The organism is Frondihabitans sp. OV104, from assembly GCF_057787745.1.
In genome coordinates this window covers 151,795-164,028 of the sequence record NZ_CM173541.1, presented here as the reverse complement: position 1 = coordinate 164,028, position 12,234 = coordinate 151,795, and the positions used below count along the sequence as shown (strand labels likewise).

Below are 12,234 nucleotides of genomic sequence, written 5' to 3'. Positions count from 1 at the left end.
GACGTGACCGCCGCACCTGCTCTCACCCGCCGCTCGCAAGCGGCCGCACCGAAGGCCCGACGCAGCATCGGGTCTGCCCTGGCCCGAGGCGAGGGACGAGGAGCCTGGCTCTTCCTCGCCCCGTTCGGCCTGTTCTACATCGCCTTCCTGCTCGGACCCGCCGTGTGGATGCTCATCTCGAGCTTCTTCAACACGTCGACCGTGCGGACCGGACTCGGCTCGTTCGCCGGCTTCTCGAACTACGCCGAGATGCTGACCCGGGCCGACTTCTGGAGCGCCATGTGGCACACGCTCCAGTTCACGCTCTACACCGTGCCGCCGCTGGTCATCATCGCGTTCGTGTTCGCGATCCTGACGAACCGGGTGCGTCGCGGTCAGTGGTTCTTCCGTCTGGCGTTCTTCCTGCCCTACATCCTCCCGTCGGCGACGATCTCGCTGATCTGGCTGTTCATCTTCACGCCGGGCTCCGGCCTCTGGGCGACGGCGCAGGGCTGGGTCGGCATCACGGCCGGCAGCGGAGTCCTCGCCGACCCGAAGACCGCGATGATCGGCATTGCGATCGCAACGGTGTGGTGGACCCTCGGATTCAACTTCGTGCTCTACCTCGCCGGCCTCCAGGAGATCCCGCGCGAGCTGTACGAGGCCGCGGCCGTCGACGGCGCATCGAACTGGGAGCAGATCCGCTACATCACCCTTCCCCTCCTCAACCGCACGACGACCCTCGTGATCCTGCTTCAGATCATCGCCAGCCTCAAGATCTTCGACCAGGTGTACCTGATGACCTCGGGAGGGCCCGGTATCTCGACGCAGGTCGCACTCGGCCTGGTCACCAACACCGGCTTCACCGACAACCGGCTCGGAGCGGCCAGCGCCGCCTCCGTCCTCCTTCTCATCGTGATCGTGGCCATCGCCGTGATCCGCCAGCTCATCGAGCGCGCAGCAGAACGAAAGGCGGCCTGATCATGGCGATCACCGACGCACCCCGCCGGCCGAAGTCCCCGATCTCGGGCGCAGCTCCCGCACCCCGCCCGACCGGCGCCCGCGTCGGCACCAGCGGCAAGACGTTCGGCATCGTCTCGGCGATCGTCCTCACCGTCTTCGCCATCATCTGGCTGATCCCGAGCCTCTTCGCCCTGAAGACCTCGCTCTCGGACAACGGCGTGGCCGCGCTCGGAGCCCCCGAGATCCTGAAGAACTGGAACCCGACGCTGCACTCGTACGCGTCGCTGTTCCAGGCCGGAGACATCTGGAACTGGTACCTCGCCTCGGGGATCACGTCGGTCATCACCGCCGCCCTGACCGTGCTCTTCGCCTCGATGGCCGCGTTCGCGCTGTCGCGGCTGAAGTTCCGCGGCTCGAACCTCGCGCTCCTGGCGATCCTGTTCGGAATCATGATCCCGACCCAGGTGCTGATCATCCCGATCTTCCAGGAGCTCGGCGCGGTCAACCTGCTGAACACCTACTGGTCGGTCATCTTCCCGCAGGTGCCCGCAGCCATCGCCGTCTTCATCTTCAAGCAGTTCTTCGACGGCATCCCCCGCGAGCTCGAGGAGGCGGCGCGCATCGACGGCGCCGGCCTGTGGAAGGTCTACTGGTCGGTCATCATGCCGCTGTCGCGTCCCGTCATCGCGGCCGTCGTGATCCTCACCTTCGTCGGGGTCTGGAACAACCTGCTCCTGCCCCTGTTCGTGCTCTCGAACCCGAACCTGATGACCATTCCCGTCGGTCTCGCGACCGTCCAGGGCAGCTTCGGCCAGCGCTACGCCGACATCCAGGCCGGCGCCCTCCTGGCCGCCCTGCCGCTGATCATCCTGTACCTGGCCTTCCAGCGTCAGATCGTCGAAGGCGTCACCGGGTCGGGCCTCAAGGGCTGACCTGCGCCGCTCCACCGATTCGAGAGGGGCGCGGGCGACCGCGCCCCTCTTCCACACCCCCACACGTAAGGATTCCCATGCCCTCCGCCCGCATTGTCATCGACCGCGACTTCACGATCGGACCGGTGCCCCGCCGCCTCTTCGGCTCATTCGTCGAGCACATGGGCCGCTGCGTCTACACCGGCATCTACGAGCCCGGCCACGCCGAGGCCGACGACCGCGGCTTCCGCCAGGACGTCCTGGAGCTCGTCAAGGAGCTCGGCCCGACGGTCGTCCGCTACCCCGGCGGCAACTTCGTCTCGGGCTACAACTGGGAGGACGGCGTCGGCCCGGTCGAAGACCGCCCGCGCCGTCTCGACGGTGCCTGGCACACCGTCGAGACCAACGCCTTCGGCCTGCACGAGTTCGTCGAGTGGTCCAAGGAGGCCGACGTCGAGGTCATGGAGGCGATCAACCTCGGCACCCGCGGCGTCGACGCGGCCCGCGAGCTCGTCGAGTACGCCAACCACCCGGGCGGGACCGCCCTCTCGGACCGCCGCATCGCCAACGGCGCGAAGGACCCGTTCGACATCAAGCTCTGGTGCCTCGGCAACGAGCTCGACGGTCCCTGGCAGATCGGCCACAAGACCGCCGACGAGTACGGCCGCCTCGCGCAGGAGGCCGGCAAGGCCATGCGCTTCGTCGACCCGTCGATCGAGCTCGTCGCGGTCGGCTCGTCGAACTCGGGCATGCCGACCTTCGGCTCGTGGGAGCACACCGTCCTGTCGCACGCGTACGACGAGGTCGACTACATGTCGATGCACGCCTACTACCAGGAGCACGACGGCGACGCCGCGTCCTTCCTGGCCTCGTCGGTCGACATGGACTACTTCATCGAGTCGGTCGTCGCGACCTGCGACGCGGTGCGCGCCAAGCGCAAGGCCAAGAAGTACATCAACCTCTCGTTCGACGAGTGGAACGTCTGGTACCAGTCGGGCCTCGACACCGACGACCAGCCCGACGCCGTCTCGCAGTCGTGGCGCGAGCACCCCCGCCTCATCGAGGACGCCTACAGCGTCACCGACGCGGTCGTGGTGGGCACCCTCCTCAACTCGCTCCTCCGCCACGGCGACCGCGTGTCGATCGCGAACCAGGCGCAGCTCGTCAACGTGATCGCGCCGATCCGCTCCGAGGAGAACGGCCCGGCGTGGAAGCAGACGATCTTCTGGCCCTTCGCCCGGATGGCCGCACTGGCGCGGGGCGAGATCCTGCGCACGTCCGTCATCAGCGACAAGGTGGCGGCAGGAACGTTCGGCGACGCCGACGCGGTCGACGTCTCGGCGACCTATGACGAGGAGTCGGGCAAGGTCGCGTTCTTCCTCGCCAACCGCGGGCTTGACGAGGCGGCGTCCGTCGACATCGCGCTCAACGGCTTCGCCGGCGGACGGGTCGTGCGCGCCGAGCTGCTCGAGGTGCCCCAGGGCGGCTCGCGCCACACGGCGAACACGCTCGAGGCTCAGGACTCCGTGGGTCTGGTGCCGCTCGAGGGCGTGAGCGTCGACGGCTCGGGCGTGAGCCTCTCGCTGCCGGCCCTGTCGTGGGCGGTCGTCGAGGTCGAGGTCTCGCGGGCCTAGCTGTCGGCCCGCTCGAACGGCTTGAGCATGATGTGCAGGCCGACGAGGCCTTCGGTCGCGTGATCGAAGGCCTCGGGCACCGTGCCGATGATGCGGAAGCCGAGGCTCGTCCAGAGCTTCACTGCGGCGGTGTTCGTCTCGACGACGGCGTTGAACTGCATGCTCCGGTAGCCGTCGGCGGCCGCCGCGGCGACCACGTGCTCGCCGAGCGCGCGGCCGATGCCCCGGCCCGCCGCCTCGGGCGCGACCATGAAGCTCGCGGTCGACACGTGCGACCCTCGCGCCGGGCGGTTCGGCCCGTAGTGCGCCGAGCCCAGCACGGTGCCGCCGGCCGGTGCACCGTCACTGCGCGGCCCGCCGTCGTCGCGTGGTGCAGTGCCGTCGTCCTCCACCGCGACGACGACCGTGTGGCCGGGTGCGAACCACTGCGCGATCGCCGTCTCCATCGGCTCGTCCGGGAGCGAGTACGTCTCGCCCGCCTCGGCGATGACGCGGTAGAAGGGCCAGATCGCGGGCCAGTCGGCTTCGGACGCGAGGCGGATGCGCATGCTCCGAGCGTAGCGGCGCGGCCGGGTGCCGCCCGGGCACGGCAGGATGGACGCATGCTCCTCACCTGCGACGACGTCTGGTTCGGCGGCTGGCGCGGGCCCAGCACCCTCGTGGTCACCGGCGGGCGGGTGGAGTTCGGGGGCCCGGTAGTTCCTGCGCCCTCTGCCGCGTCAGAGCCCGAGGCCCACATCCCGGGCGTCGTGCTCGCGCCCTTCACCGACTCGCACGTGCACCTCGGCCTCGTCGACGCGGGGGCGCTCGTCGCGGGAGGTATCGGCCGGGTCGTCGACCTGGGCTGGGACCCCGAGGTCGCAGGAACGTGGCCCTCCCTCACGCGCGACCCGGCGAGCGCGTGGCCGGAGGTGTCGGTCGCCGGGCCCCTCCTCACGGCGCCGAACGGCTACCCGTCGCGCTCGGGCTGGGCGCCCGACACCGCCTCCGTGGCCGTGGCGGCTGCCGACGACGCCGATGCGGTGGTCGACGGCGTGGCCAGGGCCGCCGCCTCGCTCGTCAAGATCGCACTGAACACAGACGCAGGGCCGGTGTGGGACGACGCCACGCTCGATGCCGTGGTGGCCGCCGCGCACGCGCGAGGGCTGCCGGTCGTCGCGCACGCGCAGGGCCTCGGCCAGGTGCGGCGCGCCGCACGAGCCGGGGTCGACGCCCTCGCGCACACGCCGTTCTCGGAGCGCCTCGACGACGACCTGATCGCCGACCTCGCGCGCTCGATGGCGTGGATCTCGACGCTCGACATCCACCGGGGCACCGCGGCTCAGGACATCGCCGTCGACAACCTGGCCCGGTTCCATCGCCTCGGCGGGGCCGTGCTGTACGGGACGGACCTCGGCAACGGAGCGCTGCCGCCCGGCCTCGACGGCCGCGAGATCGCCGCCCTCGCCGCCGCCGGCCTCGGGCTCGACGACGTCGTGCGCGCGCTGACGCCGGGGAGCGGCGAGACCGGGTTCGACACGCGTCTCGTCACCTGGCTGCCGGCGCGGCCGACCCGGCTCGAGGACCTCGCTCGAGCCGCCGTCCTGTCCCCACCCGCCCTCCTCTCACTGGCAGACGAACAGGAGCTCGCCGAATGACCGATCTCGACACCACCGACCCCCTCGCCGCGTACGTCGACCGCTTCGTGCCCGCCGTCGGAGTGACCGCCTACCTGGACGGCAACTCGCTCGGCCGACCGCTGCGCGCGACCGCCGACCGGATCGCCGGCTTCGTCGCGCACGACTGGGGCACCCGCCTCATCCGCTCGTGGGACGACCGGTGGATGGACCTCCCCACCGTCGTCGGCGACCGCATCGGCGCGCTCGCCCTCGGCTCGGCCGCCGGCCAGACCGTGGTCGGCGACTCCACGACGGTGCTGCTCTACAAGGCCCTCCGCGCCGCTCTCGAAATCGGGCAGCGCGCCGGACGACACGAGATCGTGCTGGACGACGACCAGTTCCCGACCGACCGCTTCGTCGTCGAGGGCATCGCCCGCGAGCGAGGTGCGACGGTGCGCTGGATCCACGTCGACCCGGATGCCGGCGTCACGCCCGCACTCGTCGGCGACGCTGTCGGACCCGGCACGGCGGTCGTGCTGCTCAATCACGTGTCGTACCGGTCGGGGTTCCTGGCCGATCTGCCGGCGATCACCGCGATCGTCCACGACGCCGGGGCCCTCGTCGTGTGGGACCTCTGCCATTCGGCCGGCGTCGTGCCGATGTCGCTCGACGAGGCGGGCGCCGACCTCGCGGTGGGCTGCACGTACAAGTTTCTGAACGGCGGACCAGGAGCCCCGGCGTTCCTCTTCGCGCGGGCCGATCTGCAGGCGCGACTCGAGCAGCCGATCCAGGGATGGATGGGCGCAGCCGACGTCTTCGCGATGGCGGCGTCCTACGAGCCGGCGCCGGGCATCCGCCGGTTCATCAGCGGCACCCCGCCCGTCCTCGGCATGCTGCCCATGCAGGACATGCTCGACCTGATCGAGGAGGTCGGCATCGACGCGGTGCGCACCAAGTCGCTGGCGCTGACCGATCACGCGTTCGCCCTGGCCGACGAGCACCTCGCCCCGCTCGGCGTCGTCACCGCCACTCCGCGCGACCCTGCGGTGCGCGGCAGCCACGTGACCCTCCGCCACCCCGACTTCAAGGCGCTCCTCCCCCGCCTCTGGGACGCCGGCGTGATCCCCGACTTCCGCAACCCCGACGCCCTGCGCCTCGGGCTCTCACCGCTCTCGACGTCGTTCGCCGAGGTCGAGGCGGGCGTTGCGGCGGTGCGCGAGGCGCTCGCCTCGGGCGCGGCCTGACGGCCGCGGCGCTGCTGCGCTCGGCGGCGCGAGATGGCCCTCGTCGTCGCCAGCGCTCGGTCCCGCCGACGGCCACGGCCATCTCGCGAGGCTCGACGTGCCTCAGCGGCGGGTCACGCCCTCGCCTCCCAGGTCGATCCGCGAGTCGCACCACGACGCAAGATCGACGTCGTGCGTGACCACGACGATCGCTGCCCCGGCAGTGCGCAGCTCGTCGAGCACGTCGACGGCTCGGCCTGCGTTCTCCGCATCGAGCGCCGAGGACGGCTCGTCCGCGAGGACGATCCGCGGGCGGCGCAGGAGCAGTCGCGCGAGAGCGACCCGCTGCTGCTCGCCGCCGCTCATCGTGTGCGCTCGCCGTCGGTTCGCGCCGGCGAGCCCGACGCGGTCGAGCGCTGCCGACCGTCGCCGAGCGCGCTCGGAGCGGCTGATCCTGCTGCCGATCAGCCCCAGGTCGAGGTTGCGATCAACGGTCCACGAGCCCTCGAGCCCGTAGTCCTGGCGGAGGTGAGCGACTACCCCGCGAAACAGAGCGCGGCGTCGGCTCTCGTGGGGGCGAGTGACGTCGTCGCCCTCGACTCGAAGGCTCCCCGCGTCGAAGCGGTCGACCAGGCCGAGACAGTCGAGCAGGGTCGACTTGCCGGAGCCGCTTCGGCCCCAGATGGCGATGCTCTGCCCCGCGGCGACGTCGAAGGACAGGTCGCTCCACAGGGTGTTCGCGCCGCGCGCCTTCGAGACTCCGGAGACGGAGAGGGCTGGGTCGGTCATCGGAGATTCCTTTCGGTGCGGCGTTGCGCGCCCAGCGCCAGAGCCACGATCGCGGCATCGGCGACCACGCAGAGGGTCATCGCCCACCGGACGCCGTCTGCACTCGAGCCACGGGAGAAAGCAGCGACCAGGATCGCCGCGCTGAGCACGGCCAGGCAGACGAGTGCCGGTGTCATGACACGGAAGAGCGTGTCGCCGTGGATGAACCGAAGAGCGACCGCACGCCGGCTCCGCTGAGCGACGACTGTCGCCAGGACCAGGGCGGACAGGACGAGCGAGACGATCGCCACGCCTCCGATGAAGAGGCTTGCTCTCACTGTCACGGACTGCTCGGCCAGCCGGTCGGCGGCGAGATCCTTCACGGATTCGATGGCGCCGATCTGGTCGGTGAGGCCCGCCGCGTCGATCGCCGCCTGAATGGAGGCGGGGTCGTCGAAGAGGATCTCCGCCGAGGTAACAGTCGAGCTGAGCCAGTTGTCGGAGAGGAGCGTGGCCTCGGACGGCAGCACGGCGATCACCGGCTCGGTGAGCGAACTGCGAGACACGACCCATGTCTGGAATGAGAAGATTTCCTGGTCTGACGCGATCGGAATCACGTCTATAGCCGGTGCCTCGCGGCCGTCACCTGCCTCGGAGCCGACCTGATAGCTGATCCAGCTTCTGTACTCGGCCACGATCTGGGCGCTCTGTTCCACAAGGGTTTCGGGGATGAGTAGCGTCAATGAGGTGTCGGGCAGATCCGACGCGACCACTGCCGAACCGTCGGATCGATTGACTCTTACTTCGTCGAGGTAGCGGTCCGTGACGATGAGGCTGTTCCCCCTACCTGGTGAATAACCGTCGTCGGGGTCCATCGGAGTGAAGGTGATCATGGCGCGTCCACCATCGAGTTCCGTTCGAATAATCCGGGCGACGACCGACTCGCTTTCGTCGAATTCGGCTGGTTGTGAGCGAAACGACAGCGCGAAGTAGTCGCTGACCGAATCCCACTGCTGCCGCTCGCGCGTGTTCGCCGCAACCGTGCCGGCCGCAAGAACCGTGGGGCTCAGGGTCGTCAGGACAAGAAGAAGAATGCTCGCGTGCACGCCGGCCGCTCCGACCACGATCCGTCGGGACGGCGCCCTGACCGCTAGGACCGAGGCGAGACCGGATCCCGTCGTGGTGACAACCGCGGCGGCGGTGAATGCCATTGACACAATGCAGATGGCGCCGCATGCCACTCCGGCTGCCACACCTAGTCGCCCGATCTGGGCACCCCCGTTGTAGGCGACGATGGCGACGAATCCCAGAACGCAGGCGCCGACGGCCGACACCGCGCCCGTCAGCCCGGTGATAAGACTCTCGTGAATGACGATGACGGATCGGGACCGCCCTGCCAGACGTGCAATGGCGGCTCGCCGACGGCTGGAGACGGCGTCGAAAATGCAGCCCAGGGCGAGCATGAGAACAGCGGCAAGGCTGACTGAGACGATCGGGACCTCGTCGGCAATCCAGAACCCGATACCCACCACCCCGAAGGGAAGCGTCGAGACCGACATGCCCCGGGCGTTGAGCGCGAGGGCGTAGGCGTCAGCGCCCTCTTCACCCGCGTCAGTCACGTACATACCGTCGAGCTCGGCATCGGGGAGTTCGCTGCCGTCGGCGAACACCGTCCTCTGCGATCGGCTGAAGTCGGGATAACCGTCAGTCGATGCCGTAGCCAGGGCCGTTGCTGGTTCCGAGTTGATGATGAAGAGCTTTCGCGAGGTCGCACCATCAGTGGCGGCTGTCACGCTCTTGTAGAGCGTCAGGTGCTGGCGCCGCGCCTCGTCGATCATGAGCTGTCGGGCCTCGGACCGGGTCCGACCGTCGCCCTTGTCCCAGACGGTCACGACCGTCTGAGTGCCGCGCGGCGCGAGCTCGTCGCTCGTCCGCACGAAGAAGAACGCCATAAGCAAGGCGAGCACGATTGCCGCCCCGACGCTGATTCGCAGAGCCATCCCAACCCTTCTCCGAGAGCCGGCCGCCTCGGATGGCGGCCGGCTCATGTTCACTTGACGAATCGGTAATACGCGGAGTTCCCGCTCCACGTCTTCTTGACTGTGGCCTTCGACGTCTGACCCTTATTCGTGTCGTCGGTCCTGAATGTCTTTCCGGTTCCGTTCTTGACAGTCGATCCGTGCTTGCGCGTTTTGTGGAAAAAATTCGAGTAGGCCTCGTTGTTTGTTCCGTACGTCCAGGTGCCACCGCCCTCCGGCGTGACGACGTAGTTGATCGAAACCCTGCTGTCATCGAAGTTGACAGAGCCCGACGCTGCCGAAGGAGCCGGTGTCACTGCGGACGCAACCTCGGGTGCGGCCAGGACCGACCCCGCGGCGAGTCCGACGACAAGGGCGATGGAATGAATTTTCATAGTTCTCCAAACGAATGTAAATACTAGAATTCCACACACTACACAGACCTGTGCACGCGCCCAAATCACCGTGCCAGGGTGGACACATGACCACCGGAGACGCCTTCGAACCCGACCAGCGCTACGCCGCCAACGCCACTTCGTTCGGGGCCGCGGCCGAGGTGTACGAGCGCGGGCGGCCGTCCTACCCGGCCGCGGCCGTCGACTGGCTGCTGCCCGAAGGCGCACACCACGTGGTCGACCTCGGCGCCGGAACCGGCAAGCTGACGCGGATGCTCGTCGACCGCGTGCCCCTGGTGACGGCTGTCGAGCCCTCCGAGGGCATGCGCGAGCAGCTGGTGCGGTCGGTCCCGGGCGCCCAGGCGCTACCAGGATCGGCCGAGCGGCTGCCCCTGGACGGCGAGAGCGTCGACGCGATCTTCGCGGCGCAGGCCTGGCACTGGGTCGACGTCGACCGGGCTGTGCCCGAGGCTGCCCGAGTGCTCCGGCCGGGCGGCGTGCTCGCTCTGCTCTGGAACATCCGCATCGTCACCGACCCGTGGATGATCGCCCTCGACGAGATCATCGCCCCGGCCAGCGAGAGCGACGCCGAGTCCGAGAGCCCTCGCGTCGGCCCCCCGTTCTCGGAGATCGAGCGCCGCGACTTCGGGTGGGTCAACGAGATCACGCCCGACGAGGTGATCGACATGGTCGCCTCGCGCAGCTACATCCTGACCCTCCTGGAGGGCGAACGGCTCGAGCAGCTCGAACGGGTGCGGACCCTGCTGGCGACGCACCCCGACACGGCAGGCCGGGCGACAGTGGGCGTCCCGTACGTGACGCGGTGCTCGAAGGCGACGCGTCTTGCCGGGTGACCGGCCCGAGTTCCTGCACCCTGGCCCTAGGCTCGGAGCATGAACCCCCGACGCACACTGGCCGCCTCGGCCATCGTCGTGATCGTCGTCGCGTTCGTCGGGGTCGGCGTGGCCGCCGCCCTGGTCGCCGGACGCGAGCTATCTAAGACCGACCCTGTGCAGAGCGTCACGCCCACGCCGTCCGCCACGGTGGCACCCTAGGGGCATGACCGTCACGCTCGAGCCCATGCCCGCCGACCGCCGCACCCCGTGGCTCGACCGGTCGCGGTCCGAGTACATCGAATCGCGGCAGAAGGCCGGCGAGACGCTCGGACAGGCCACGGCGAACGCCGACAGGTCGTTCAGGACGTACTTTCCCCACGGCGTACCAGCGGCGGGCCAGCACGTGTTCGACGTCGTCGCCGACGGTGCGCCGGTCGGCATCCTGTGGATCGGCGTCATGGACTCCGCCTCGAACGACTGGTGGGTCTTCGACGTCGAGATCTCCGAGTCGGAACGCGGTCGCGGCTACGGCCGGGCCGCGATGCAGCTCGCAGAGACGACGGCGCAGGAACTCGGCGCAGCCTCCATCGGACTCAACGTGTTCGGCTACAACACCATCGCCCGAAAGCTCTACGAGTCGCTCGGCTACGAGACGACGTCCGTGCAGATGAAGAAGGGGCTCTGACGGATTCGGAACGGTATTCGGCCCGCGCTGAGGCAGCTGAGCACGCAAGAAGGGCGCCGGCTGTGCCGACGCCCTTCCCTGCTAGGTGATACTTCGCCGCCCGGGTAAGCGGCTCTTCCCTGATCCCAAGTGTCTGGGCTCCCTCAGGGGCTTGTGTTCGGCCTGAACGAGACGGTTCTAGAAGTCCCAGTCCTCGTCTTCGGTGGTCTCCGCCTTGCCGATGACGTACGACGAGCCGGAGCCGGAGAAGAAGTCGTGGTTCTCGTCGGCGTTCGGGGAGAGCGCCGAGAGGATCGCGGGGTTCACGTCGGTGACGTCCTTCGGGAACATCGGCTCGTAGCCGAGGTTCATCAGCGCCTTGTTGGCGTTGTAGTGGAGGAACTTCTTGACGTCCTCGGTCAGCCCGACCGAGTCGTAGAGGTCTTGCGTGTACTGCACCTCGTTGTCGTAGAGCTCGAACAGGAGGTTGAACGTGTAGTCCTTGATCTCCTGCTTGCGCTCCTCGCTGGCGCCCTCGAGCCCCTTCTGGAACTTGTAGCCGATGTAGTACCCGTGAACGGCCTCGTCGCGGATGATGAGGCGGATCATGTCGGCGGTGTTCGTCAGCTTGGCACGCGACGACCAGTACATCGGCAGATAGAAGCCCGAGTAGAAGAGGAACGACTCGAGCAGCGTCGAGGCGACCTTGCGCTTCAGGGGGTCGTCGCCCGTGTAGTAGTCGAGGACGATCTGGGCCTTCTTCTGAAGGTTGACGTTCTCCTCCGACCAGCGGAACGCGTCGTCGATCTCGGGCGTCGACGCGAGCGTCGAGAAGATCGACGAGTAGCTCTTCGCGTGCACCGACTCCATGAACGCGATGTTCGTGTAGACGGACTCCTCGTGCGGGGTGATCGCATCGGGAATCAGGCTGATAGCCCCGACGGTGCCCTGGATCGTGTCGAGCAGGGTGAGGCCCGTGAAGACGCGCATCGTCAGCTGCTGCTCTTCGGGAGTCAGCGTGTTCCACGACTGGACGTCGTTCGACAGCGGGATCTTCTCGGGGAGCCAGAAGTTGTTGACGAGCCGGTTCCAGACCTCGACGTCTTTGTCGTCGTGGATGCGGTTCCAGTTGATCGCGCTCACGGCCCGCACGAGCGGGATCTGCCGGCTCGTGGAGGGAGTGGGCCCGAGGGCGTGGGCCGGGTCTGTAACAGTCATTCTCGAGTTCCTGAATTCTTATCGGTG

Annotated in this window: 13 protein-coding genes; 8 read left to right on the top strand and 5 right to left on the bottom strand. The window is 68.5% G+C overall.

Features of this window, described 5'->3' with window-relative positions; translation table 11 throughout:
* Window positions 1-3: 3 nt before the first annotated feature.
* The 3 genes from AC3CBB_RS00855 (at window position 4) to arfA (ending at window position 3,487) form a co-directional block, all read left to right on the top strand.
* Complete coding sequence (locus tag AC3CBB_RS00855) at window positions 4-960, top strand: carbohydrate ABC transporter permease (protein ID WP_158614223.1); 957 nt, start codon at window positions 4-6, stop codon at window positions 958-960.
* A 2-nt stretch (window positions 961-962) separates the two neighbouring features.
* A complete protein-coding gene (locus tag AC3CBB_RS00850) occupies window positions 963-1,874 on the top strand; it encodes a carbohydrate ABC transporter permease (protein WP_488625625.1) in 912 nt (303 codons plus the stop codon).
* A 77-nt stretch (window positions 1,875-1,951) separates the two neighbouring features.
* Window positions 1,952-3,487: an arabinosylfuranosidase ArfA gene (gene arfA / locus AC3CBB_RS00845; RefSeq protein WP_488625624.1), complete on the top strand. Its 1,536-nt coding sequence runs from the start codon at window positions 1,952-1,954 to the stop codon at window positions 3,485-3,487.
* Here arfA and AC3CBB_RS00840 read toward each other — a convergent pair.
* A complete protein-coding gene (locus AC3CBB_RS00840) occupies window positions 3,484-4,035 on the bottom strand; it encodes a GNAT family N-acetyltransferase (protein WP_488625623.1) in 552 nt (183 codons plus the stop codon). The genes arfA and AC3CBB_RS00840 overlap by 4 nt on opposite strands.
* 54 nt (window positions 4,036-4,089) lie before the next feature.
* Between AC3CBB_RS00840 and AC3CBB_RS00835 the strand changes: the two genes are divergently transcribed.
* Window positions 4,090-5,124: an amidohydrolase family protein gene (locus AC3CBB_RS00835; protein WP_488625622.1), complete on the top strand. Its 1,035-nt coding sequence runs from the start codon at window positions 4,090-4,092 to the stop codon at window positions 5,122-5,124.
* The gene (locus tag AC3CBB_RS00830) at window positions 5,121-6,329 is read left to right on the top strand and encodes a kynureninase (protein WP_123506339.1); all 1,209 of its coding nucleotides are present in this window, start codon (window positions 5,121-5,123) and stop codon (window positions 6,327-6,329) included. The genes AC3CBB_RS00835 and AC3CBB_RS00830 overlap by 4 nt, the downstream gene beginning before the upstream one ends.
* Before the next feature lie 102 nt (window positions 6,330-6,431).
* Here the strand turns inward: AC3CBB_RS00830 and AC3CBB_RS00825 are convergent, their stop codons facing one another.
* Genes AC3CBB_RS00825 through AC3CBB_RS00815 form a run of 3 tightly spaced genes read right to left on the bottom strand, consistent with a single transcriptional unit; the run spans window position 6,432 to window position 9,489 of the window.
* Window positions 6,432-7,097, bottom strand: a complete 666-nt coding sequence (locus AC3CBB_RS00825; RefSeq protein WP_488625621.1) for an ATP-binding cassette domain-containing protein — start codon at window positions 7,095-7,097, stop codon at window positions 6,432-6,434.
* Window positions 7,094-9,076 (bottom strand): hypothetical protein, encoded by a 1,983-nt coding sequence (locus tag AC3CBB_RS00820; protein ID WP_488625620.1) that lies wholly within the window; start codon window positions 9,074-9,076, stop codon window positions 7,094-7,096. The genes AC3CBB_RS00825 and AC3CBB_RS00820 overlap by 4 nt, the downstream gene beginning before the upstream one ends.
* A gap of 50 nt (window positions 9,077-9,126) precedes the next feature.
* Window positions 9,127-9,489 (bottom strand): lactococcin 972 family bacteriocin, encoded by a 363-nt coding sequence (locus tag AC3CBB_RS00815; protein ID WP_488625619.1) that lies wholly within the window; start codon window positions 9,487-9,489, stop codon window positions 9,127-9,129.
* Window positions 9,490-9,575: 86 nt separating this feature from the next.
* On the opposite strand from AC3CBB_RS00815, the gene AC3CBB_RS00810 reads away from it, so the two are divergent.
* From AC3CBB_RS00810 to AC3CBB_RS00800, 3 genes are read left to right on the top strand one after another with little or no spacing between them, the layout of a single operon-like run.
* Window positions 9,576-10,343, top strand: coding sequence for a class I SAM-dependent methyltransferase (locus AC3CBB_RS00810; protein WP_488625618.1), 768 nt, complete (start codon window positions 9,576-9,578; stop codon window positions 10,341-10,343).
* Between the two features lie 39 nt (window positions 10,344-10,382).
* Window positions 10,383-10,544, top strand: a complete 162-nt coding sequence (locus AC3CBB_RS00805) for a hypothetical protein (protein WP_488625617.1) — start codon at window positions 10,383-10,385, stop codon at window positions 10,542-10,544.
* 4 nt (window positions 10,545-10,548) lie between these two features.
* The gene (locus AC3CBB_RS00800; protein WP_488625616.1) at window positions 10,549-11,010 is read left to right on the top strand and encodes a GNAT family N-acetyltransferase; all 462 of its coding nucleotides are present in this window, start codon (window positions 10,549-10,551) and stop codon (window positions 11,008-11,010) included.
* A gap of 177 nt (window positions 11,011-11,187) precedes the next feature.
* On the opposite strand, the gene nrdF is transcribed toward AC3CBB_RS00800, so the two are convergent.
* Window positions 11,188-12,207, bottom strand: a complete 1,020-nt coding sequence (gene nrdF / locus AC3CBB_RS00795) for a class 1b ribonucleoside-diphosphate reductase subunit beta (protein WP_488625615.1) — start codon at window positions 12,205-12,207, stop codon at window positions 11,188-11,190.
* Between the last annotated feature and the right edge of the window lie 27 nt (window positions 12,208-12,234).